This is a genomic window from Reichenbachiella faecimaris (assembly GCF_900176375.1).
GTDB classification, from domain to species: domain Bacteria; phylum Bacteroidota; class Bacteroidia; order Cytophagales; family Cyclobacteriaceae; genus Reichenbachiella; species Reichenbachiella faecimaris.
The window spans coordinates 782,622-807,728 of the sequence record NZ_FWYF01000002.1; the positions used below are offsets into that span (position 1 = coordinate 782,622).

Annotated in this window: 21 protein-coding genes; 14 read left to right on the forward strand and 7 right to left on the reverse strand. The window is 40.6% G+C overall.

Going from position 1 to position 25,107, the window contains the following annotated elements:
- Window positions 1-22 precede the first annotated feature (22 nt).
- The gene (locus tag B9A58_RS11150; protein WP_245827066.1) at window positions 23-1,081 is read right to left on the reverse strand and encodes a bifunctional transcriptional activator/DNA repair enzyme AdaA; all 1,059 of its coding nucleotides are present in this window, start codon (window positions 1,079-1,081) and stop codon (window positions 23-25) included.
- 71 nt (window positions 1,082-1,152) lie between these two features.
- A complete protein-coding gene (locus B9A58_RS11155) occupies window positions 1,153-2,256 on the reverse strand; it encodes an NAD(P)/FAD-dependent oxidoreductase (protein ID WP_084372922.1) in 1,104 nt (367 codons plus the stop codon).
- Between the two features lie 74 nt (window positions 2,257-2,330).
- Here B9A58_RS11155 and B9A58_RS11160 point away from each other — a divergent pair, with 74 nt between their 5' ends.
- Window positions 2,331-2,813, forward strand: coding sequence for a GAF domain-containing protein (locus tag B9A58_RS11160; RefSeq protein WP_084372923.1), 483 nt, complete (start codon window positions 2,331-2,333; stop codon window positions 2,811-2,813).
- A gap of 158 nt (window positions 2,814-2,971) precedes the next feature.
- Window positions 2,972-3,370 carry a DoxX family protein gene (locus B9A58_RS11165; RefSeq protein ID WP_084372924.1) on the forward strand — a complete coding sequence of 133 codons (399 nt, stop codon included), beginning with the start codon at window positions 2,972-2,974 and terminating at the stop codon, window positions 3,368-3,370.
- Here B9A58_RS11165 and B9A58_RS11170 read toward each other — a convergent pair.
- On the reverse strand, window positions 3,367-4,290 hold the full coding sequence (locus tag B9A58_RS11170) for an NAD-dependent epimerase/dehydratase family protein (protein WP_084372925.1): 924 nt from the start codon (window positions 4,288-4,290) through the stop codon (window positions 3,367-3,369). The two genes, B9A58_RS11165 and B9A58_RS11170, sit on opposite strands and share 4 nt — an antisense overlap.
- Window positions 4,291-4,312: 22 nt before the next feature.
- The gene (locus B9A58_RS11175; protein ID WP_084372926.1) at window positions 4,313-4,969 is read right to left on the reverse strand and encodes a phosphoadenylyl-sulfate reductase; all 657 of its coding nucleotides are present in this window, start codon (window positions 4,967-4,969) and stop codon (window positions 4,313-4,315) included.
- 173 nt (window positions 4,970-5,142) lie between these two features.
- On the opposite strand from B9A58_RS11175, the gene B9A58_RS11180 reads away from it, so the two are divergent.
- Genes B9A58_RS11180 through B9A58_RS11195 form a run of 4 tightly spaced genes read left to right on the forward strand, consistent with a single transcriptional unit; the run spans window position 5,143 to window position 7,746 of the window.
- Window positions 5,143-5,550 carry a 6-pyruvoyl trahydropterin synthase family protein gene (locus B9A58_RS11180; protein ID WP_084372927.1) on the forward strand — a complete coding sequence of 136 codons (408 nt, stop codon included), beginning with the start codon at window positions 5,143-5,145 and terminating at the stop codon, window positions 5,548-5,550.
- Window positions 5,513-6,196: a GTP cyclohydrolase I FolE gene (gene folE, locus B9A58_RS11185; RefSeq protein WP_084372928.1), complete on the forward strand. Its 684-nt coding sequence runs from the start codon at window positions 5,513-5,515 to the stop codon at window positions 6,194-6,196. Before B9A58_RS11180 ends, folE begins: the two co-directional genes overlap by 38 nt.
- Window positions 6,193-6,654, forward strand: coding sequence for a DinB family protein (locus B9A58_RS11190; protein WP_084372929.1), 462 nt, complete (start codon window positions 6,193-6,195; stop codon window positions 6,652-6,654). Before folE ends, B9A58_RS11190 begins: the two co-directional genes overlap by 4 nt.
- A 12-nt stretch (window positions 6,655-6,666) precedes the next feature.
- Window positions 6,667-7,746 carry an alanine racemase gene (locus tag B9A58_RS11195; RefSeq protein WP_084372930.1) on the forward strand — a complete coding sequence of 360 codons (1,080 nt, stop codon included), beginning with the start codon at window positions 6,667-6,669 and terminating at the stop codon, window positions 7,744-7,746.
- Between the two features lie 6 nt (window positions 7,747-7,752).
- Here the strand turns inward: B9A58_RS11195 and B9A58_RS11200 are convergent, their stop codons facing one another.
- Window positions 7,753-8,841, reverse strand: a complete 1,089-nt coding sequence (locus B9A58_RS11200; protein ID WP_084372931.1) for an NAD-dependent epimerase/dehydratase family protein — start codon at window positions 8,839-8,841, stop codon at window positions 7,753-7,755.
- A gap of 160 nt (window positions 8,842-9,001) precedes the next feature.
- On the opposite strand from B9A58_RS11200, the gene B9A58_RS11205 reads away from it, so the two are divergent.
- Window positions 9,002-9,529 (forward strand): hypothetical protein, encoded by a 528-nt coding sequence (locus B9A58_RS11205; RefSeq protein WP_084372932.1) that lies wholly within the window; start codon window positions 9,002-9,004, stop codon window positions 9,527-9,529.
- On the opposite strand, the gene B9A58_RS11210 is transcribed toward B9A58_RS11205, so the two are convergent.
- Window positions 9,526-9,834, reverse strand: a complete 309-nt coding sequence (locus B9A58_RS11210) for a LiaF transmembrane domain-containing protein (RefSeq protein WP_084372933.1) — start codon at window positions 9,832-9,834, stop codon at window positions 9,526-9,528. The genes B9A58_RS11205 and B9A58_RS11210 overlap by 4 nt on opposite strands.
- A gap of 79 nt (window positions 9,835-9,913) precedes the next feature.
- On the reverse strand, window positions 9,914-10,492 hold the full coding sequence (locus tag B9A58_RS11215) for a YceI family protein (protein ID WP_084372934.1): 579 nt from the start codon (window positions 10,490-10,492) through the stop codon (window positions 9,914-9,916).
- Between the two features lie 244 nt (window positions 10,493-10,736).
- Between B9A58_RS11215 and tatA the strand changes: the two genes are divergently transcribed.
- From tatA to sov, 7 genes are all read left to right on the forward strand, one after another.
- Window positions 10,737-10,937 carry a twin-arginine translocase TatA/TatE family subunit gene (gene tatA / locus B9A58_RS11220; RefSeq protein ID WP_176214756.1) on the forward strand — a complete coding sequence of 67 codons (201 nt, stop codon included), beginning with the start codon at window positions 10,737-10,739 and terminating at the stop codon, window positions 10,935-10,937.
- A gap of 2 nt (window positions 10,938-10,939) precedes the next feature.
- Window positions 10,940-12,373 carry an Asp-tRNA(Asn)/Glu-tRNA(Gln) amidotransferase subunit GatA gene (gatA, locus tag B9A58_RS11225; RefSeq protein ID WP_084372935.1) on the forward strand — a complete coding sequence of 478 codons (1,434 nt, stop codon included), beginning with the start codon at window positions 10,940-10,942 and terminating at the stop codon, window positions 12,371-12,373.
- A gap of 3 nt (window positions 12,374-12,376) precedes the next feature.
- Window positions 12,377-13,729, forward strand: coding sequence for a lytic transglycosylase domain-containing protein (locus tag B9A58_RS11230; RefSeq protein WP_084372936.1), 1,353 nt, complete (start codon window positions 12,377-12,379; stop codon window positions 13,727-13,729).
- 43 nt (window positions 13,730-13,772) lie between these two features.
- Window positions 13,773-14,852, forward strand: coding sequence for a DUF4837 family protein (locus B9A58_RS11235; RefSeq protein ID WP_084372937.1), 1,080 nt, complete (start codon window positions 13,773-13,775; stop codon window positions 14,850-14,852).
- 161 nt (window positions 14,853-15,013) lie between these two features.
- Complete coding sequence (locus B9A58_RS11240) at window positions 15,014-17,290, forward strand: NADP-dependent malic enzyme (protein WP_084372938.1); 2,277 nt, start codon at window positions 15,014-15,016, stop codon at window positions 17,288-17,290.
- On the forward strand, window positions 17,287-17,880 hold the full coding sequence (ruvA, locus tag B9A58_RS11245) for a Holliday junction branch migration protein RuvA (protein ID WP_084372939.1): 594 nt from the start codon (window positions 17,287-17,289) through the stop codon (window positions 17,878-17,880). Before B9A58_RS11240 ends, ruvA begins: the two co-directional genes overlap by 4 nt.
- A 69-nt stretch (window positions 17,881-17,949) precedes the next feature.
- Complete coding sequence (sov, locus tag B9A58_RS11250; protein ID WP_245827067.1) at window positions 17,950-25,047, forward strand: T9SS outer membrane translocon Sov/SprA; 7,098 nt, start codon at window positions 17,950-17,952, stop codon at window positions 25,045-25,047.
- Window positions 25,048-25,107: the final 60 nt, after the last annotated feature.

A 25,107-nucleotide genomic window follows, 5' to 3' on the forward strand; every position in this document is an offset into this window, starting at 1 on the left:
CCAACAAGTGAATTTTTTAATCTCAGCAGTTTTTCCTTTCCAATTCCAGCAACTTCTGCTTTCTCCAAACCCCTCCTCCATATCCAGTCATGGAACCATCTGACCCAATGACTCGATGGCAAGGAATGATGATGGCAATGCGATTATCTCCATTGGCCGTGGCTACTGCACGAATGGCTTTTAAGTTATTGATGGCAATGGCCTGTTCTTTGTAGCTGCGTGTTTTTCCGTAAGGAATGTCCTGAAGCACTTTCCAAACTTTTTGCTGGAATTCTGTACCGGGAGTTTCCAATGGCACAGTGAATTGTTGGAGCTTGCCTTCAAAGTATTGATTCAGTTCCAGAGTCAGAGTTTCAAAGAACGGACTTTGACCAGGAATCAATTCAGCTTTCAGATATTTCCTAAGTCTCTCAACTTGTGTTTCTATCATTCTTCGATCTGTAAATTCCAACAGGCAAATGCCATTGTCAGTAGCTCCCGCTATCATTGGGCCAAGTGGAGTTGGAATTCTGGTCACAGAGATTACGTTTTTGTGGTTACTTTCTTTCGGACTAAAGCCAGTTGAATTTTTGAAACTATCTAAAAAGCCACTTAAGGACTCAAAACCGTTACTATATGCGGATTGAATCACTTGATCCCCTTGTCTGATTTGCCCAAAGGCATTATTGATCCGAAGCGAGCGAAGATAGGCTTGAAAGGTTATGCCGTGATTTTTCTTGAACCACCTCCTCACTCTTGTTGGGTCAAGGCCACGCTCTCTTAGGTTTTGATCATTAATCCTGATGTTTGGGGTAGCTTCAATATCGTCGAGAAGTGATTTTAACCAGCTGGGAACCACACCTTTCATCTCCATGGGATGGCAAACTTTGCAAGGTCGGTAACCATGATCCAACGCCTCTTTAGAGTTTCCAAAGTACTCTACATTTTCAGCCTTTGGTTTTCTTGCATGACATGTAGGGCGACAAAATATTCCGGTGGTTTTAATGGCGGCAAAAAACACACCTTCAAAAGAGCTGTCCTTGCGAACCAGTGCATCATACATAGTATCTATATCAGGTAATAGGGAAAGTTGCATATTCATAAAATTAGAAATTTAGCAGCTAATTTAGAGGGCTTCATGCCACCATTCAACCGAAAAATGGACAAGCATTTTTAAAATTTTGAGCCGTGAGTCAGTTTTACAATGGCCTTTCCTATTGGATTTATCTTGGCCAACTGAACACTAAAATTGGATGTTTGATTGGCTCCAAATAATTTTTGAATTTGTCGTCCTACCCAAAGTCTGGAGGCAAAGTGTTGGTTCCAAACTTTCGCATATTTTTCTTCTAACCGTTTTCGATTAACGTCTCCATTGCTCCATTCGAGTATTATTAATTCTGACAGGAGTTTAGCCGAACGAATGGCTATAGCCATTCCATTGCCGCATAAAGGAGTAATCATGCCGGCAGTATCTCCACACATCAGTATATGATTATGAATGAGCTCTTTTTTTTCAAATGAGATTTCGTTGATCACTTCAGGTTTTTCAAACAGAAAATCTGCACCATCCCAAATATTTTTTAAGAAGGGATTTTGATGCAAAACCTTCGATTCCATTTCTTCAATGGTTTTGTGCTTTCTTAAATTCTCCCTATGAGAAAGATAGCAGAGATTGAAGGTGCCATCTTCAATCTGACTTATACCACAGTAACCCTCTTGAAAATTATGAAGGGCGATTTCATCTGCAGGCAAATTGGTTTTGATGTGATACTTTACGCCCAAGTATGGAGATTTCTTTTGCATGAATATTCTACCCCTGTCTAGTGCAGAACGTTTGCCAAAAGATCCTATCACTATTTTGCTTGAATAAGATTGGCGATTGGCAAGGACGTGAAATGCATCACCCTCAAATGTAATATCAGAGACCGTATGTGCTTGAAAAACGGTGACATCTACAGATTGTGCCTGTTGAAAAAGGAATTCGTCAAAAACATATCGACTAATGCCAAAACCGCCCATTTTCAAGGGTAGATGTGCCACGTTGCCATTGATTGATGTGAGTTTGAATTTAGAAATTTGCGCAGGTTCATGTGCTTTGGGATAAAGGTCATTGCTCATTAAAAATGGCTTGACCTCGTTGGATATGTATTCACCACAAACTCTATGAAATGGATAGCTTTTCTTTTCGAACAAGGCGACATGAAGCCCTGCTCGACTGAGTAATATGGAATTTATCAGACCAGCTATTCCCCCACCAATGACAATGACATCGTACATAAGCTAAATATCTTTAGAATTGACGAACAAATCGAGTGACTCCCCGTAAAATTGCAATTCCAAACCCAATAGTTATGTCAGAGAATCTTTTTCTTCCAGATACCAATAGTAGAACTGAAAAGTATACAGCATTAATCCCTCAAATTGAAGCCCTAATTTCTACAGAATCAGATCTCATTGCCAATTTGGCGAATGTAGCAGCCGCACTCAAGGAAGCTATGGGGTTTTTCTGGGTAGGGTTTTATTTAGTTAAGCACGATGAATTAGTACTTGGCCCATTTCAAGGGCCGATTGCCTGTACAAGAATCAAAAAAGGTAAAGGAGTATGCGGCACGGCTTGGGCTGAAGCCAAAACTATAATTGTGGAAGATGTTGATGAGTTTCCTGGACACATTGCCTGTAGCAGTAATTCCAAATCAGAAATCGTTTTGCCAGTGATCAAAAATGGGACAGTAAAACTGATCTTGGATATTGATAGTGACCAACTGGCCGATTTTAATGAGGAGGATCAAGCCCATCTGGAGCGCTTGACAAAAATCATAGAGGACAGGCTATAGATTATTTGCTTTTTTCAAAGTTGATAACGAACAGTAGACCACCCCTGAGTTTTGCAAAATCCACGAATCTAACTTTGGAAAAGTACCTTCATTTTTGTTTCCCCAACACTTGATTAAAGGAATTGATGCTTTCAATTGTTTTGAATTAAATTCAAAATATGAACTTCCAAAAGACTTTCTCTAAATATTCAGATTTATCTCTGTTCTTTCTCAGAATTGCTTTTGGCATTCGATTAATCTGGGGTACCCAAGACAACATTCTTAGCTTCGAACGCATGCGAGAGTTTGCAGGATTCCTAGAGGCCAATGGCTTTCCACTCCCAATGGTATCAGCCTTCGCCTCTGTTTACCTTCAGTTTGCTGCTGGTGTTTGCTGGATGCTTGGCCTTTGGGTTCGTGAGTCTGCTTTGGTCATGGTTGTGAATTTTGTAATTGCTATCCTCATGGTACATATAGGAGATACCTACATCAATACAGCTCCAGCCATTCACATACTCATGTTTGCTTTCTTTTTGCTTTGTAGTGGAGGTGGAAAATATGGGATCAAAAGGAGCTAATAACTAAAACTATTTAGGAACTCTATCATCTCGTCTTTGAACTCTGGTAGATCCTTGCCGTAGTCCACATATTGCATGAGTTTCTGATCCATATCAGCCATTTGCTGTTGGAGTTCGGTATTTTGATTGATGAATAGAAATTCTAGTTCTGGTTTCAATTCTTTCAATACATCTACAATGTCCAGGACAGATAGATTACGCTCGGATACATTATAATCTCCTGCAGGTATGTCTTTCTTTATAACATCTTCCAGAATATTGGCGATTGAGTTGACATGTACAAAGGCACGTTTCTGGTTCCCATTTCCATTGATCTGCAGTCTGCCATTGAAGTTACATTCGAATACGAACTTGTTGATTACCGCGTCAAAGCGCATGCTACGACTATATCCATAGACATTGCCACATCTCAATACGATTGGATTTCTTTCCTTGCTTAGCCTTTGAATGTGCTCTTCACCTCTTTGTTTAGAGATGGCGTAATAAGAAGAAGGATTCAAAGCATGGTCGTCTTTGATGGGTTCATTGTCAAAACCATAAACCCCCATACTACTTAGATAGATCACTTTTTTGACATCGCTTTCTTCAATGGCGTAAGTCAATTCAGCCGTCCCCCAGTTATTAATTTGTTCGTAAAAATGCAGGTTAACGTTTGCAAATGGTGACGTAACTTTTGCGGCCAGATGAATCACTACATCAATGCCCTCCATCGCTTTTTTTAAGCTTCTGGAATCAAGGAGGTCTCCCTTTACAAACTCTATGGCAAAAGGGTTGATAAATTTATCACCAAGAAACAAATTGTAATTACCACGCATTAAGTTGTCGTAGATCACAATCTTTTCAATCTCCTTGTTGCTGCTAAGATTCTTAATTAATCTGGTGCCTATATATCCGGCTCCGCCGGTAATCAATACTTTCATTGCTTGTGCTAAAAATAAGTGGTTATTTACTTACTAATTCGGTGTGAAGGCCACATTCGGTTTTATTCATACCATACCATCTGGCTTCGCGTTCCATCATTTCAAGACTTGGTTTACGTGTACATGGCTCACAGCCAATACTGCTATAGCCTTGAGACTCTAACGGGTGCTTGGGTAGCTGATATTCACGGATATAATCAAAGATCATTTTATTGGTCCATTCTAGCATAGGGTGAAAGCGCACAGAGTCAAATTTGGACTTCTCCTCTACTTTCATTTTTGCACGATTGGCATTTTGATCTCGACGAATACCATTGATCCAGATATCATAATCCGAAAGTAAACGATCCATGGGCTGCACCTTGTTGTAGTAGCAACATCTGTCAGGGTCAGAAGCAAAGAGTAACTTGCCTTCACTGTCCTTTTGTAAGCTTTTGGGCACGTCTGGTTTGATTTCAATCATGTTGAGCCCAAACTCCTCAGCCAGTTGGTCTTTGTAAGCCATAGTTTCTGGAAATAAAAAGCCAGTATTCAAACAGTAGACAGGAATAGATTTGTCGATACGACTCAACAAGTGAAGCAGCACGATGCTGTGTGTTTGAAAGGACGAAGTTGTAAAAAGCTTTTTACCTTCCTCCTGATACTTTATAACATGACTTTTTATTTCATCAAAATCCATCAAGACAGGTATTAAATAAGTTGCGAAGATATATTAAATGCTCTAATTAGAACGTAAAAGGCTATACTAAACCGCAATGGCGCAGGCAAGGTTACAGTCTTTACATTTTTTGTGCCCTTAAGTTTCAATATTTATAAAAGAACCATTTCAATGGAATGGCGTAACATTGCACTATGAGAGCAGCCGTTTACAGAGTGGAGCATTTCAATGCGGCACACCGTCTACACAATCCCGATTGGAATGATGAAAAGAACCAAGCCGTATTTGGTAAGTGCAACAATCCAAATTACCATGGTCACAACTATAACCTGGAAGTTGGGTTGTTTGGGGAGATTAATCCTGAGACGGGATATGTATTTGACTTAAAGGTTTTGAGTGATTTGATAGAAGAGAAAATATTGAATCGATTTGATCACAAAAATTTGAATTTAGACGTCCCAGCATTCAAAGACCTGAACCCAACAGCTGAAAATATAGTTGTAGTAATTTACAACCTGCTGCGCAGCGAAATAGACGAAAAGTACGATTTGAAAATAAAGCTATATGAAACAGAAAGAAACTATGTCCAATACCCCATCTGATGATGTGATCGATGATTTGGATCATGTAGCGACTTCATTTGACACCCCGCTCAGGGCAGATGCCTTTGAGATGGATGATGAATTGAAGATTGAACTCATTTCTAAGCATTTCAAGGAAATTATGCAGGTTTTGGGGCTTGATCTTAACGATGATAGCCTGAAAGGCACTCCTAATCGGGTGGCTAAGATGTATGTGCAGGAAGTTTTTAGCGGACTGAATCCTAAGAATAAACCGCATGCACGCTTATTTGAAAACAAATTTGGCTATGACCAAATGCTGGTAGAGAAGGAGATTACATTTTATTCACATTGCGAACATCATTTTGTGCCTATCTACGGCAAAGCCCATGTTGCATATATTTCTAGCGGCAAAGTGATTGGTTTATCTAAGATCAACAGGATTGTGCAGTACTACGCCAAACGACCTCAGGTACAAGAGCGAATGACTGTTCAGATAGCTAACGAATTGCGTAGCGTATTGAAAACAGAGGACGTGGCAGTTGTGATTGACGCCAATCATATGTGTGTGTCTTCACGCGGAGTAGGCGATACCAATAGCAAGACGGGCACGGCACACTTTAGCGGAAAATTCACCAATGAAGACACTAAAAAAGAGTTTCTTAACTATATCAATACACCAGCATGAGTTCAGTACGTACGAATGTTGATTCCATAAAAAACATTTTATTGAGGGATTTAGATCATCTTGAAAAAGAGATTGTGAATTACCAAAAGGAGGAAGATATTTGGCTGATTGCTCAGGACATCAAAAATACTGCCGGTCATTTGACCTTGCATATCTGCGGCAATTTGCAGCACTTTCTGGGTTCCATTATTGGTAAAGACGGATACGTACGTCAGAGAGAAGAGGAATTTGGCTGTCAGCCGATTTCTTCAGATATGCTTCTCGTTGAAATTCAGTCTACAAAGTCAGCCATAAAACATGCCTTGGAAAAAATCTCTGATGAGGATTTAGAAACGATATATCCACTGGAGGTTTTTGGCAAACCAATGACTTTTTCTTATTTTCTGATTCATTTGACTGGCCATCTCATGTATCACTTGGGTCAGATCAATTACCACAGGCGTCTATTGGCGTCATAACGCCAATTAGCCATGTACAGAATCACCAAACCTACACTTTTACTTGATAAGAAAAAGGCCATTCAAAACATCAAACGAATGGCAGAAAAGGCGAAGTCCTCAGGTGTAACTTATCGTCCACATTTTAAAACACATTTTTCCCAAGAAGTAGGAGAGTGGTACCGAGAGCAAGGGGTAACCAGCATCACGGTTTCGTCTATAGATATGGCCGTGTTTTTTGCTGGTCATGGATGGGACGACATCATTATCGCTTTCCCTGTGAATGTGCTTCAATTAGATGTACTTAAGCTTTTAGCTAAACAAGTAAAGTTGGGTTTGGTTGTGGAATCACAACAAGTGATTGAAAGTATCAATTCAGAAATTGAAGAGTCTGTAGACATATACATCAAAATAGATACGGGTTATCATAGGGTGGGTATTTGGCATGAAGAGGTGAATGATGTCAAAGGCTTAGGAGAGTCAGTGGCCAAACCACATGTATTCAAAGGTTTGTTGGCTCATTTTGGTCATACATATTCAGAAATAAAGAAAGAGGAGATCAAATCCATCTATCAGTATGGTGTGGGTGCACTCAACAAGTTGCGAGATGCAATAGATAAAAACCTAAAAATATCTATAGGAGATACGCCGTCATGTAGTGTGATGGATTCATTTGAAAATGTAGATGAAATTCGTCCTGGCAATTTGGTGTTTTATGACATAATGCAAGTGTACATAGGGTCTTGTCAATATTCTGATATTGCAGTTTGTTTAGCAGTCCCTGTTGTAGCTGTCTATCCAGAACGAGCTGAAATAGTGGTGCATGGGGGAGCTGTACACTTGAGCAAAGAAAGATTGGAAGACGCGGAAGGGTCATACTTTGGCAAAGTGGTAGCCTTAGAAGAAAAGGGCTGGTCTGCTCCCTTGGATAACTACAGAGTAAAGGGGCTGTCACAAGAACACGGCAAAATTTCCGTTCCTCAAAATCAAATTGAAAAAATAAAAGTTGGTGATGTGCTTGGTATTTTACCCATTCATTCCTGTCTTACAGTCAACCTGATGAAGGAATACATGACGCTGAGAGGAGAAAAGATTGGGACAATGCATTTGTAGCGTTTGCTAATCCAGCATGTTGTGATCCAGCAAAAACTGAAGGGTCTCACATGCAGCTTCATCTACTGGTTTGTAATAGACACCTATTTCGTGGCGACTCTTTTTATTATCAAATTTCAATTCTTGATCTACATTTTCTACCACAAATTTCCTTGAAAAACCTTTAGTAAAGCCGAAAAAATATAACATTTTGGTAGGGAAGAGCTTTCTTGGGAATGGGAAAGTCTCGCCAAATCTTTTGTGTAAAATGTTCGCTATTTCAAGCATGGACTTGGTTTCGCTTACCAGCATGAACCGTCCTTCTGCAAACTGATCTTGTGCGGCAAATATGTGTGCCTGAGCCACATCTCTTACATCTACGAAACCATACTCTACATTAGGCACGCCAGTTTTGTAGGTACCATTGGCGATTTTTCGAATAAAATCGAAACTGCCTGATTGGCTATTGCGAGTCAGTGAGGGGCCAAGTATAATAGAGGGGTTGAGCGAGACCATCTTCCACCTGCTTTGCTCATCATGTATTCGCCAAGCCTCTCGCTCTGCCACAGTTTTCGAAAATGCCAGAGGCTGATGTTTAAGGTTGCTAGATTTGTTCCAATATTCCTCTGTAAAGGTGTTTTCTTTGGTTGTGGATATGTCGGAAATATCGCCGTAAATGGCAGAAACAGCACTTGTAAATATTACTTTTCGTACTGATGAAGTTTTGTTCACCATTTCCAGCACATTTCTTGTGCCATCAAAGGAAGGGTCTATGAGTTGCTTCTGAGGATTGTTGATACCGCTTAATAAATATGGAGAAGCAGTATGAAACACGATATTGCACCCATACATGGCTGCTTTAAATCCATCAGGTTCTAATAAGTTCGCTTCCAAAATATCAAGTGAACCTCTTGAGTTCTCCGCTATTTTTTGAAGATGCTTGTATTTGTCTTCATTGTTCAAGTCGCGAACTGTTATTCGCACTTTATATCCATCTTCCAACAAGTATTTGACCAGCCAGGAAGCCATAAACCCAGCTCCGCCTGTCACCAATACGGGTAGTTCGCGACAGAGTATATGGGGGTTAATTTCTTCTTCTTCGACCTGTTGTAACATAAGAATCAAAAAATTAATGATAAGCAGAGTAAGTTCCTAATTGAATTGAATCAAATTGAAATTCTTTTGGAGGATTTTGAAAGAACGAGCCAGTTCTGAGTAGGAAATAAAAATTGTGAGTTGAAATGAATAATTTTGGGAATTAAAAGAATCTAAAAAAATGAGGTATTATTATTTGATTTTGGGAGTGATCCTCTTCGCTTGTCATGAACAAAATAAGAACAAGGTATCTACTGCCGAACTGATGAAATCCCGGGAGATAAAAAAGGTTTCGGAAGCAGAAATCTTGAAAAAGGGAGGTGAGATTGGAAATGAAATACTTCAGTCGATTCAAAAGATGATACCTCATTTTGTTAAGGCGGACGCTGCTATTTGTGAATCACATAACTGGAATGCGCTTGACTCATTGAAGAAAGCCTATAAAGTAAAAATAGATCGAGTAAACGGGCAAAGCGAAGGCAATTCCGAATTAGAACTTCAACTTTTGATCGCCTATCAATACAATCTGGAAAACAATTTGAAACCAACAGCCTCAGTTCAAAAGTTGGATACAAAAACCGTCTTATTTGCGTATCCAATTGATATTGAGAGTAATATATATAAATACTGCTTGGACAGCGTGAGTAGAAGAAAAGCAGAATTATGGAGTGTGAAGATTCCTATCAAAGAAATCATTGGCAGACTTTAGTTCCTTCGTTTATCAATCAAAAACCCTGCGCCAACGGCGATCAAAACGATTGGCCAATAATCCCGAAATCGCACATCAAAATATTCAGGCAACCAAAATATTAAACCCATCACTATAAAAAATATACCTCCTCGTGCATGACCAGTAAGGAATTGATAAACACCTATTAAAACCAACACCATCTGCCAAGTGAAGAAGTAAAATGGAATTTCCCATGGCAGTAGACGTAGGTTATCCAATAAAAAAAGAACACCAATAAGAATAAATAGGGCGCCTAAAGAACTTCGTTTGTCTCGTGGAGTCATTGTTTTTTTGAGTTAAGATAAAAAAAAATAGCGAAGACTTATGCCTTCGCTATTTGTCCCATACAAAAACGCGGACGAATTATTTTGTGGCAATTAAGCTGATGTCAAGCGTGAACTCGTTTGAAATTGCCTTATCACCTAAATCGTCAAAGAAGCTTGGTGAGCCGTATCTGACATCGTACTTTGTTCTGTCTATTGTGATCTTGGCAGTAGCTGTGGCTTTGTTGCCCTTTACTGTTAGTTCAGTAGGAAAGGTCACCGATTCTGTTTTTCCCTTGATGGTTAAGTCTCCAGTCACGTTGTATTTTCCTTTGGCAGTGCTTTTCACATCAGTGATTTTGAAAGCGGCAGTTTTGTAGGTTTCAACAGCAAAGAAATCATCCGACTTCAAATGGCCTTCTAATTTGGCTCTCCATTCACCCTCTATGTCCGTGTTGGCAATGGAAGTCATGTCAATTTCGAAAGATCCACCTTTCAATTCTGAGCCTTCAATTTCCAAAGAACCTTTGGCAATTTTTACTGTTCCTGTGTGTCCACCACTCACTACTTTAGTGGCCGTCCACACTACACTACTCTCTGATACATTGGTTTCATAAGTAGTATTTGTCTCAACAGGATTAAGATTCAATCCAATAGCTAATAATAATACGTTTAACATGTTTGATAAATGATTTGATAAATTATATGTTTATACAATAGTTGTAATTACAAATATAACGAAGGTTCAATTATTAGGTTTTAATTTTGTTAGATTTTTTCAAATTCTTAATATTTTCAATGCAGATTTTCAAATATTCAATAATGCTGCTGAGAGATAACTAATTAAATAAGACGGACGTATAGTTGAATCAAATTGGCTTATCTTTGCCTCTTATAACAATACACACTAGATCAAAACAAAAATGACGAATACAGTATTAGCATTTGGGATGCCTGGCGGATGGGAGCTTGTAATTATAGTTTTGGTTATCATACTTCTTTTTGGAGCGAAAAAAATTCCTGAATTAGCAAAAGGTTTAGGTAAAGGAATTAGAGAATTCAAGGATGCGTCGAAAGAAATCAAAGACGAAATTCAAGAAGGCATCAAAGACGATAAGGAATAATTTTGAGCACATACGATTCATTGTCTCGAATTCAATCAGACATTGATTCGGGAGTCATAGACTGCGTAGGGTTAGTCAATCACTACCTTTCCAATATTAAAAAGTACGAACACCTCAATGCCCTCACTGTCGTATATTCAAATGAGGCGCTAGCTGCTGCCAAATCAGTGCAGAAAAAAATTGAAGCTGGGACGTCCGGCCGTCTGGCTGGAATGGTTTTTACGATCAAAGACGTTTATTGCCATGACGCACATGACTTGCAGTGTGGGAGCAAGATATTAGAAGGTTTCAAATCTCAGTTTACAGCTACTTGCGTTCAGCGTTTGCTAGATGAAGATGCCATACTGATTGGTAGAAACAACTGCGACGAGTTCGCCATGGGTTCATCAAACGAAAATTCGGTTTTTGGATCAGTTATTAATGCCGCAGGCGAAAATCGCGTACCTGGAGGATCATCAGGTGGGTCTGCTGTGGCTGTACAGGCAGATATGTGCTTGGTATCCATTGGATCCGATACTGGAGGCTCAGTTCGTCAGCCAGCAGCTTATTGTGGCATTGTTGGCCTCAAACCGAATTATGGCCGAATTTCACGTCATGGATTATCCGCTTATGCGAGTTCGTTCGACTGCGTAGGCATCTTGGCACATTCTGTAGATGACAGTGCACTGACATTAGAAATTATGGCTGGAGCAGATGACTATGATACCACTGTTTCACACACAGATGTCCCTGCCTATTCGAAAAATTCGAACTGGGATGGAATAGCCAAAGTAGCATGTTTTGACAACATCCTTTCTCACGAGGGGTTAGATGAAGAGGTAAAATCAGCTACCAGCAGTGTTTATGATAAACTTCAAAGTTTAGGTCATTCCCTGGATCATCTGGGCTTCGACTATTTGGATTACGTGCTGCCCACCTATTACATCTTAACTACTGCTGAAGCCAGTACCAATCTTTCTCGATACGATGGAGTGAGATATGGCTATAGAAGTGAGAACGGCCATGATCTAGAGTCTATGTACAAAAAATCACGCTCTGAAGGTTTTGGTGATGAGGTAAAAAAAAGAATATTACTTGGAACCTATGTTTTGAGCGAAGGCTTCTATGATGCCTATTTCACTAAAGCTCAAAAAGTACGAAGGCTCATTCGTAACGAGACGAAAAAGATATTTGAGAGTCATGACTTCATCGTTTTACCGACCGCCCCTACTACCGCTTTTGAACTCAACAGCCACGACCGAGACCCACTAGAAATGTATCTTGAGGATATTTTTACCGTTCAGGCTTCATTAGCTGGTCTTCCAGCTATCTCTTTGCCAAACGGAACGGATAAAAATGGCATGCCTATTGGAATTCAGGTGATAGCTAATACTTTTGAAGAAGAAAAACTGTTATCTTTTTCAAAGTACTTGGTGGATCACGTACTGGCTAAATAGTTTATGATCAAAAACTTACTAATTATTCTGGGGCTTATTCCCTCTTTTTATCTCTTCGCACAAAAGGACGCTAGTTTGGATCAGTATCCTGAGGCTTCGTATGAGCTGATGCAGGATCGATTGAAATGTGTGGAGGGAAGTATTCCTTTGGAATTTAACACTCGCATCAAATCATTCATAGATTATTTTACAATCCGCGACCGTGAATACACAAAGTCTGTATTAGTCAATCGAAATGTTTTCTTCCCAATATTTGAACAAGCTTTGGCCGAAAGGGGCATGCCTGACGAATTGAAATACTTATCAATTGTGGAATCTGGCTTGCGCCCCAATGCGATGTCTAGAGTGGGTGCTGCTGGCCTCTGGCAATTCATGCCAGCAACAGGTAGATCTTACGGATTGTCACAATCCTGGTACATAGACGAGCGAATGGATCCTTACAAAGCCACTCAGGCTGCATGCAGATATCTAAAAGCCTTGTACAATATGTTTGGTGATTGGGAATTGGCTCTGGCCGCTTATAACACGGGACCAGGGAATGTCAGAAAGGCCATTCGTAGATCAGGTTATAAGAAAACCTTCTGGGAAATCTATAACTACTTACCAAGAGAAACTCGCTCTTATGTACCACAATTTGTGGCCATGATCTACACCCTCAATTACCTGGACGAACATAATTTTGTTCTAGACGAAATGGAAATGAAGTATCAAGTAGACTATGATACGCTTCATGTAAATGGCTACATGCATTTAGAAACTTTTGCCAATTTGGTCAATGTCTGTGTCGACGATCTGATCTCTCTCAATCCGCACGTGATACGTGGCGCCACTCCAGATGGCACCTTAAACTTTCCGCTGCGCGTGCCTATGGATCTGGCAGATGATATTAGAATGAATCGCAGGACAATTTTAGACTCGGCCAGTAAAGTGGGCAAAGTAGAATTAGAATATCTAGCTAGAAACTCACCAGGAAGCACCTATGGTCGAACCCGTCAAATATATAGAGTGAGAAGTGGAGATGTGCTGGGCACCATTGCTCAGAGATATCACGTCAGGGTATCTGACCTCAAAAGGTGGAACAACCTCAACAGTAATATGATCCGTGTGGGTCAGAGATTAAACATTTGGACGTTGCCTCATTATTCTTCTCAGACGAGAGAAACTTATGTGGTCAAAAATGTACCCAAACCTGTTCCAATTATAGCAGGAGGCACTTACCACTTGGTGAAATCTGGCGAGTCACTCTGGAGCATTTCTAAACTTTATGAAGACCTGAGTATTGAAAAAATCAAAAAACTGAACAATCTCACTTCCTCCAATATCAAGCCGGGTCAGAAATTGTTAATTAATATGTGACTATTGGCAAAGACCGGATTAGTACTAAAAGCATTCAATCAATATGAAATTACGGAACATACAAAACCTCTTTTTCTTACTAATCACAGTATTTGCAGCTAGTTGCAATCCAGACTCATCAAACAATGGGGGGAGCAAATCACATTTGCCAATAGCACGAGGTGAGGCAAATGCCATCCTTTGCGTCATGGATACTTCGCAGTGGAATGGGGCTGTTGGAGAAGCACTGCGAGATATATTCTCAGATTACGTACCTGGTTTGCCCCAAGACGAAGCCTATTTCAAGTTGAGAAATATTAATCCTTTGAAGATGAATAATATTCTTAAAACAGGTAAGTCCATGATTTTTGTGAGTACCATGGACAATCAGGGTGCACAAAGTAGAGCCATGCAAAATTATTTCACCTCTTCTTCACTGGAGAGAATTTTGCAAGACACATCATTGTACAGATTGCCTCAAAAAAACCAGTTTGCTAGGGGGCAGGAGATTTTACACTTGTTTGGTCAAACGGAGGGCCAGCTCATCGCGCACCTGAAAAGAGATAAGGATGTTTTGAGAAATTACTTTTTGAATATTGAAAATGAGAGAATTGCCAAAGCAATCTTCAAGGTACGCGAAAAGCAGATTGAAAAAACGTTGAGAGAAACACATGGATTTGATTTTCAAGTACCCTATGGCTATGACTTGGCAAAAAATCAAAGAGATTTTATTTGGGTTAGACTTTTAGACCCTGAATATGAAAAGGATGTTTTCGTACATTATAGACCTTTCACTTCTCGTGACCCATTTGAGGATGTATTGGCTTTTAGAGAAGAAATAACCTCTTCCTATATGCGTGATATCCAGAAGCCAGATATTTTCATGACGCTACAGAATGAGAACATGAATATCCGTGAAGTGAATTTCAAGGGGAAATACGCCAAAGAACTGCGTGGTCTTTGGAAGTTAAGTGATATCTCAAGTGGTGGGCCGTTCGTAAGCTACCTATTTGTTGATGAATCTCAAAAGCGTCTCTATTACCTAGAGGGATACGTATATGCACCTTCAAAGGACAAGCGTGAGTTTATGCAAGAGATAGAAGTGATCTTAAATACCTTTCGCTCTGGGGAAGAATTAAAGTAGAGTTGGGGTGAGGCCATAAGGACTTTAATCCTTTGAACTTAATGCCCTGTTTCTAGCTCATTTCTCGTAGAATTTCCACAATTTTGAAGCTTGGTTTTTGCTCGTTTGCATACCCCCATGTGCTCAAAAGCCAGCAACATGATTAATCCACGAATTCTACTATGAGTTTTAAAATAAGAAAAAAGGACGCTCTCGATTTTCATTCCGAACCCACTCCCGGAAAAATTGAAGTTACACCCACCAAGCCTTTAGCGACACAGCACGATCTGGCATTAGCATATTCTCCAGGGGTAGCCGTACCCTGCTTGGAAATTGCCGAGGACAAAGAAAAAGTATATAAGTACACGGCAAAGGGAAATCTTGTAGGTGTAATTTCGAATGGCACGGCCGTATTAGGTTTAGGTAATATTGGCCCTGAGGCTTCCAAACCTGTGATGGAAGGAAAAGGCGTTCTCTTTAAGAAATTTGCTGGTATTGATGTTTTTGACATCGAAATTGAAGAAGAGGACCCTGACGAATTCATCAAAATTGTAAAATCCTTAGAGCCTACTTTTGGAGGCATCAACTTGGAGGACATCAAGGCACCAGAAAGCTTCAAGATAGAGGGGGAGCTTAGGGAGCAAATGAACATCCCAGTCATGCATGATGATCAGCACGGCACGGCAATCATATCAAGTGCAGCTCTGCTCAATGCGCTTGAAGTAGTAGGCAAGAAAATTGGAGAGATTAAGATAGTAGTAAATGGTGCTGGTGGTGCGGCCATAGCTTGTACAGATCTGTATGTTAAGATGGGAGCCACTCGTGAAAATATAGTGATGCTCGATAGCAAAGGCGTGATCAGAAAAGATCGTGAAAAGCTGGATGCGATGAAAGGCAAATATGCTACAGATAGAAACATCTCAACGCTGCCAGAGGCTGTGAAAGACGCAGATATGTTTTTGGGATTATCCATGGGCAACGTGCTTTCTCCAGAAGATTTACTTGCCATGGCTAAGAATCCAATCGTATTTGCCCTGGCCAATCCAGACCCAGAAATCGCTTACGACTTAGCCATGTCCACTCGTGATGATATCGTAATGGCAACAGGTCGATCTGATCATCCTAATCAGGTGAATAATGTATTGGGTTTTCCATACATTTTCAGAGGAGCACTGGATGTAAGAGCAACAGCAATCAATGAAGAAATGAAACTGGCAGCAGTCACGGCTCTAGCAGAAATGACCAAATTGCCTGTGCCAGAAATTGTTTCCAAAGCTTATGGTGAGAAAACCATCAAGTTTGGGAAAGATTATTTGATTCCCAAACCGTTAGACCCAAGACTGATCGCCAATATATCTTCTGCTGTAGCCAAAGCAGCAATGGACTCTGGCGTGGCAAAAACCAACATCGACGACTGGGAAGAATATAAGATAGAGCTGGAAGAACGTGTAGGCGCTGAAAAGCGAATTATCTCTCGTATCATTTCTGCCGCAAAGAAAAACCCCAAGCGGATTGTGTTTGCTGAGGCAGATGAAGAGAAGATCCTAAAAGCAGCTCAGCTCATAGCAGATGAGAAAGTAGGTATCCCAATATTATTGGGTAATGAGAAAAAAATCAAACGCCTCATTGGTGAGCTAAATCTGGATTTGGACTGCACAATCATAGACCCATTCTATCAAGAAGAAAAAGTGGGGGCGTTCGCCAAAATTTATTTTGAAAAGCGAAAAAGAAAAGGAGCCACTGTACAAGAAGGCCGTCATCAGATGCTAGATAGAAACTACTATGGCGCCATGATGGTTGAAACTGGAGAGGCAGATGCCCTGATATCTGGTCTCAATAGTGATTACCCAAATACTATCAGACCCGCCCTACAAATAATAGGCGTAGAAGAAGGACTGACCCGAGTGGCTGGTATGTACATCATACGAAATAAGAAAGGAACTTTCTTCTTGGCAGATACAACCGTGAATGTAAATCCAGATGTTGAGGGATTAGTCAACATCATAGAGTTGACGCATCGAGCCGTTAAGTTCTTTGGCTTCGAGCCAAAAATGGCGATGTTATCCTATTCTAATTTTGGTTCTGCAAAAGGGGATGTACCCACCAAAACGGCTAAGGCTGTACAGATCGCCAAAGAGAAATGGCCTGAGATGATTATTGATGGAGACATTCAGGCTAACTTGGCGATGAACAAAAAAATGTTGGAGAAGACTTATCCGTTTAGCGACTTGGCGGGCCATCAGGTTAACACATTAATTTTCCCTAATTTGTCGTCTGGAAATATCGCTTATAAATTGTTAATGGAGATAGGTGCAAGTGAAGCTATAGGCCCCATTTTAATGGGCATGCAAAAGCCAGTTCATGTTTTGCAAGCGGGAAGTTCAGTAAGAGAAATTTACAACATGGCGGCTATTGCCGTGGTGGATGCTCAAGCTACGGCCAATAAGAAGAATAAATGATTGCATATCTGGAAGGAAAATTGGTAGACAAAGACCCTACCTATGTCATTGTCGATGTAGGAGGTATGGGTTACCATGTGAAAATTACACTCAATACATTTGCGCAAGTGAAGGCACTTGAGGCCTGCAAAATTCATACGCATTTGCACGTCAAAGAGGATGCGCATACCTTATATGGCTTTTTTGAAGAGTCTGAACGTAAGAGGTTTTTGCAACTAATTTCTATTTCAGGAGTGGGTCCCTCAACTGGATTGATGATATTGTCCTCTCTTTCTCCAGAAGAAATACATTCTGCCATTGTGAATGGAGATGTAAAAACGATCAGTGGGGTAAAAGGGATTGGACAGAAAACGGCCCAAAGAATTATTCTAGAGCTGAAGGATAAAATGAGCAAAGAAGAGCTTGAAGGTCATTCGCCAGTGATATCCCTATCATCAGGCAATACACTCAAGTCAGAAGCGTTGTCAGCTCTTACCACGTTGGGGATAAATAAGACAGTAGCAGAAAAAACAATTGATAAAATAATGAACGAAACCGCGGAGCAAGTGAGTCTAGAGGAATTAATTAAATTAGCCCTTAAAAGGGCCTAAAACAGCAACAAAAAGGGTTTGACCTCAATCAAATTCCACATAACACCTACCCTAATACTCATTCTCCTTATGGGAATGCTGGAACCGTTTGCGTCTTATGGTTTTCAGCAAGTGCCGGCTGATTCTGTATCAGCAGACTCAGTTACAAATCAAAAATACGAGCCTTCTTATCGGCCTACCTACAGACAACAAGATCGCTTTGGTGATCCGTTTTCAAATACACAAAGTCCATCCCCACTACTTTTGGAAGATCCTGCATCTATGCAGTTGGATCTTGAGATAGATACGGGAATGAATTATACCATTTACGAAAGAGTAGGCGCACTCAATTATCGGCCAAGATCTACCATGTCCTTTGAGGAATTCAATCGTTTTCAGGATGCCGAAATGAAGAAGGAGTATTGGCAGAATCGTTCTTCAGGCCTGGATGGAGAAAGCGCAGTGAGTGGTAGGCGCCTCATTCCAAAATTGTACATCAGCCCGATTTTTGATCGGATCTTTGGTGGCAGTTATGTGGACATTGAGCCCAACGGATTCGTCAACCTGGATTTTGGCGGACGCTGGCAGCGTATAGAAAATCCAGCGTTTAGTATCAACCAACAACGAAATGGGGGCTTTAACTACAACCAACAAATTTCTATGAATGTGGTAGGAAAGGTGGGTGAAAAGTTAGCCATCACGGCCAATTTTGATAATAATAATTCCTTTGATTTTCAAAACAACCTGAAGGTAGAATATACGGGATACGATGAAGACATTATCAAAAAAATAGAAATCGGCAACGTAAGTATGGGTGTATCTAATTCACTCATGTCTGGCGGTCAGAGTCTCTTTGGAATCAAAACGCAGCTGCAATTTGGTAAGCTCTATGTTACCGCCTTGGCCTCTCGTCAACAAGGGAAGTCCCAGAGCAAAACCTTTCAGTTTGGAGCAGAAGGTCAGCCTTTCAGTTTGAGAGCAGCAGACTATGACGAGCGGAGACACTTTTTCCTGGCACACTTCTTTAGAGACAATTACCAATCCTGGCTGCAAGATATTCCGCAGGTGACTTCAGGAGTCAACATCACCCGAGTAGAGGTTTATGTAGTAAACTCTAACAACGAAACTGCCAACGTTCGAAATTTTATAGCCTTTACTGACCTGGGAGAGGGGGATATAGAGAATATTGAAAACACCATGCAGTGGGGTGCTTCAGCAGGAGGAGGGCCAGCAGACAATAAACGAAACAATGGCAACGGTCTTTGGGACTATATCAACGCGAATGACATAAGTATTAGAGACAATCCTGATGTTGAGGCCTTTCTTAAGGCCAACGGAGGGATGGAAGTAGGCACTGACTATGAAATCAGAACATCAGCACGAAGGTTGGATGCGCGCGAATTCAAGTGGCACCCCAAATTGGGATACATCAGTCTGCAACGAAAGCTGCAAAACGACGAAGTCCTGGCTGTAGCTTTCGAATATACTTATAATGGCCAAAGCTTTCAGGTAGGAGAATTGTCAGAATCTTATTCTGGCCGACCAGATGATGATTTGATCTATCTCAAAATGCTCCGGCCCGCAAGAATCAATACAGATATTACTGCCTGGGATTTGATGATGAAAAATGTTTATTCATTGAATTCCCCACGTGTCAATGAAGAGGGTTTTGAGCTTAGAATTAACTATCGTGATGATACCAAAAACTATGACTCACCAAACCTAAACGAAGGAGCAAACACAAATAATGTCCCACTGATTGAGTTATTAGCACTGGATCAATTAAATGTAAACGGAGATAACCAAAAGGATGGAAAGTTTGATTTTATCCCTGACGTCACCTTTGATGTGGAAAATGGCTATGTCATATTTCCTGTGCTCGAACCCTTTGGCGCTACACTTGAATCTAAATTTGAGAGCAATGAGCAAAGGCTGAAGGATCAATACGTGTTTGAAGATTTGTATACGAAATCCAAAATTGACGCTCAGCAAAACATTTCCAAAAACAAATTTTTCATTAATGGCACGTACTCTTCCAGTGCGGCTGGTGTATATCCTTTGAATGCATTCAATATTGCCAAAGGCTCTGTGAAAGTGACGGCTGGGAGTCAACTACTAGCGGAAGGGGTCGATTATCAGGTCAATTACAATGGAGGAGGGACAGTCACGATGCTCAATGACGGGGTGACGGCCTCAGGCAAGCAAATCAATATTTCGTATGAGGTGGATGATTTGTTCAGTTTTCGATCCAGATGGCTGACAGGCGTTCGGATGGATTACCGATTTTCCGAAAAGGTAAATGTTGGCGCTACGGTATTTCACCTGAGTGAAAGGCCTGGAGGGGTAAGTCGCTATACAGCTGGCAACGAACCCATCAAAAACACGAAGTACGGTTTTGATGTGAATTTTCAGGATGATTCGCGCATGTTGACGAAGATGGTAGATGCTATGCCTCTGCTTAGCACCAAGGAAAAATCCACCGTGACATTCAATGGCGAATTTGCCCAATTGCTTCCGGGCACTTCTAATAAAGTAAATGGCGAAAGCTCCTCTTATCTGGATGACTTCGAAAACTCAGTGACGCCTTACAATATTGCTGGTGGTCATTTACCCTGGAAACTTGGCGCTCCCCCTTCAGAATTTATTGAAACTGGAGACATGGGTCTGGGAGCAAACTATAGAAGAGCTAAGATGGCTTGGTATATCATTGATCGTTCGGCTTTTTATCTCAGTGGGGGCAACAGACCAGGAAACATATCTGATGACGACCTTGAGAATCACTATGTGCGCCCTGTACTGCCAAGGGAAATATATAGACAACAAGATAGACAAGTGGTGAATACGAATTTGCCTGTGTTTGACATTGCCTACTATCCGAATGAGAGAGGGCCATATAATTATAACCCTGCAATTAATAATGAGGCATTATTTTCAGAGCAGGATGCTGAAAATAACTTTGGGGCTATTACAAGAGCTATTACTGGTGAAACGGACTTTAGCAACAACAACATAGAGTATATAGAATTTTGGATGATGGATCCCTTCATTTCTGGAGACAATGGCCGTGTGATTGATGGAATCATTGATGAAAATAATGATTCTGGTGGCGAGTTAATATTTCAGATAGGTGAAATTGCTGAAAACATCTTGCAAGAAGGCGTACGTGAGTTTGAAAACGGCCTTCCGCCAGATGGAAGTCTTGATAATACCGAACAAACAGATTATGGCAAGGCGACGACATTGAACTGGCTGACGAATTTTTTCGACAATTCGGCTTCTGCTAGAGCCAACCAAGATGTGGGTTTAGATGGGATTAGTTCTAATGAAGAATATAGTAGATTCTTTGAAGGAACCAACTTTGTCTTTCGTGAGTCAGATTTTAATGGTGTAGGCCTACCACGAATAAGAGAAGATGTGGCAGCAGATGATTTTGAATATTTTCTAAGTGACAATTATGATCAGAAAAATGCTAAAGTTCTGGAGCGATATAAAAAATTTAATGGCCTTGAGGGAAATTCGCCAGTAAGTAGTGGTACCAATGATTATGCTGCGTCCGCTACAAATGTGCCAGATGATGAAGACGTAAACCAAGATACTCGTATTACGTCCATTGATGAGGAAGCTTATAGGGAATTTAGGCTAGACCTGAGGCAAGGGGGACTTCGAGTAGGTGAACAAAACATTGTGGATAAGGTAACAAATCCTGACAATGAAGCCTCATGGTATTTGTTTAGAATACCAATTGATCAACCAGACTACACCACACCAAATTATAAAGTGTCTTCCAACAAACACATTAGATTGTACATGACAGGATGGCAACAACCTGTGGTATTGAGAATGGCCAAGTTGCAGCTGGTAGCTAGTCAGTGGAGAAAATCTACTGAGAATTTGAAGGATAAAGGATTTGATGTATTGCCAGAAATAGGGTCTTCTGATTTCGAAGTATCAGTAGTAAACATTGAAGAGAACAGTTTACCAGCTGACGGAAAACCACCTTATGTATTACCTCCAGGGATTTCCAGAGACAAAGACAATACGACGACCATATCGCGTCAGGTCAATGAGCAGTCGCTTAAAATATGTGTGGAAGAGCTAGAAGACGGTGATGCACGGGCTGTGTATAAACAGGTGGCTCAGGATTTGGTCAATTATGGCAGGATCAAGATGTTTTTTCATGCAGAGCAGTACAAGGAGGGCAATGTAGCAGACGATGAAATGACTGCTTTTATTCGTTTGGGTCTAGACGAAACAGAAAATTATTATGAGATAGAAGTGCCTCTGAAGATTACTCCTGATAATGCATCCCCGTATTCTAGAGCGGACATTTGGCCAGAGGCCAACGAAATAAATCTTTCACTTGATGAACTTTATGGGACAAAGGCCGCCAGAAATGGAAGTGATGTAAATGAAAGTGATGAGTTTTCGAGACAGTCTACGGACGGCAGGCATAGAATAACCATAGTTGGAAACCCCAAGCTTAATAATATCACAACTATGATGATTGGTATTCGCAATCCTGAATCCGATAACAATACAGCACCTCATTCCCTGTGTATTTGGGCAAATGAGATGAGGTTGACAGAATATGATGATGAAAAAGGCTGGGCGGCAAATGCAAGAATGAGTGTAAAGCTGGCAGACTTTGCTACAATCAATGCTGCTACGAGATACACAAGCGTGGGCTTTGGAGGTATTCAGGACAATATCTCACAGCGTACAAGAGACGAGTCTATTGACTACGACCTGTCAATGAATATGAATGTTGACAAGCTGATCCCATGGAATACTGGAGTGAAAATTCCAATGTTTGTGAGTTATTCCAAATCCAAGCAAACACCCAAATATGATCCCTTAGATCCTGATCTTCCGCTAGATGCCTCAGTAATAAAATTTGAACAACAAAAAGACAGAGATGCTTACAAGGAAAAGGTAATATCTCAGACCGTAAATAAAAGCATCAACTTCATAGATGTGCACAAAGAAAAAGTAAAAGAAGACGCCAAAAGTCATGTTTATGATATTGAGAATTTTTCTTTTAGCTATGCCTATTCTGAGCAGAAATCGAGTAACGTGAATACGGAAAGGGATTTCAGAAAAGAATATGATGGAAACGTTTCTTATCAGTACAACCCACAACCTCCATCTTTAGAGCCGTTCAAAAATTCAGAAGCATTTTCCAGCCCCTATTTGAAATTGATCAAGGATATCAATTTCTCCCCACTTCCTAATAATTTCTCTGTTCGAGCCTCTATGAACAGGGTGTTTAGGAAACGGCAACTGCGAAATGCTGACCTGACCACGGATGGTATTGACCCTAATTATGAAAAATATTTTACCTTCAATCGAACCTACAATGTGCGTTGGAGTATTTTCAAGAGTCTGAGCGTAAACTACAACGCTACAGCCAATGCCATCATTGATGAACCAGAAGGAGATATAAACACTCAGGCCAAGCGAGATTCTATCTGGAACAATGTGAAAAGGCTTGGAAGAATGAAGAACTATGACCAAAGTATTGGGGCTAATTATAGGTTGCCACTGGACAAGTTGCCACTCACAGATTGGATGAGTGCTGATTACAGATACGATGTGAATTATAGGTGGACGGGAGGCAATATTGGTCAGGTCGATGAATTTGGAAACCTGGTCGAAAACAGCCGTACCAGAGACTTAACGGGTAAGTTTGATTTGGTTAAACTTTATAATAAATCGAAGTACTTAAAATCCATCAATACCCCTTCTCGTTCTAGAAGCAGTTCTACCAGATCGCGTGTGCCCGCAAGAGTAGACACTACTCAAAACACGGGCGGAGGTGCTGGAGTGAAGGGTTTTATGAGACTACTCATGTCCGTACGGTCGGTCAATATGACCTTTGGCAAACGGGAAACGACACAGCTGCCAGGCTTCGTACCAGTTCCTTACATGTTTGGTATGGATAGTGATTTTGATGCACCAGGATCAGCATTCATTTTTGGAAGCCAAGACCCAGACATTAGGTTCAAGGCTGCTGAGAACGGCTGGTTAGTAGAAAACGGAAGACTAACTACTCCATTTGTCCAAAGTCTAACCAATGATCTAAACATCAGGGCAAACGTAGAACCATTAAAAGACCTTAAAATCCAACTGGACGCAAAAAGGTCAGAGACCAGTGCTTATCAGGAAATCTATAGATATGATACAGTTAGCCTAACCTACAGATCTCTGACGCCTACAAGATCAGGAAGTTATACCATCACATTTCTGCCTATTAAGACAGCGTTTGTTAAAGAAGAGTCAAATAATGTATCTCCCACATTCGAGAAATTTGAGGAAAACAGAGACATCATTCGCCAGAGACTCAATTTGTTAAACCCCAATGGCGAGTATGACATCAACGCCCAAGATGTGCTTATACCCGCCTTTATTGCAGCCTATTCTGGCAAGGACGCTACGTCAGTGAAACTCACCCCTTTCCCGAAAACCCCAGTTCCCAATTGGCGCATTGATTATGCAGGATTAAGTAAGGTAAAGGCGTTTCAGGAGATCTTCTCATCTATCAACTTGACACATGCCTATGTATCCACGTTTAGCATTACGAACTATACCAACTCATTGCTTTATACGAATGCAAATACGCTCGAATTGACCAACAGTATTTTGGATTATCCAATGGCAACTGACACGCTGAACAGCCAATATCTGAGCCCGGTTTATGTGATTAACCAGATAGACATGATTGAAAGGTTTTCCCCACTGATTGGGATCAACATTCGAACAAAAAACAATATCACTTCTAAAATAGAATACAAAAAGGAGAGAAGCCTAAGTTTGAATCTGTCGAATTCTCAGGTCACGGAATTGGTGAGTAACGACATTGCATTTGATTTTGGTATTACCAAAAGCAAAATGAAAATCCCTTTCAAAATCAATGGCAGAACGGTTACACTGGATAACGATTTACAGTTTAGGTTCACTTTTACAGTCAGGGATACCAAAACTGTGCAACGAAAAATAGATGATGTGCAAACAGTGACTAACGGAAATATAAACTATCAGGTAAGGCCTACATTGAGCTATGTCGCGAATCAAAAACTGAACATCACCATGTACTTCGAAAAGAATATCAATGAGCCTAAAACTTCGAGCCAATACAAGAATTCATCCTCAGCATTTGGTATCCAAATGAGATTCAGTTTATCTCAATAAATTTTGCATATATCTGGATATAATAATCTTATAAGATTGATAATTCAATTGAGAAAATCA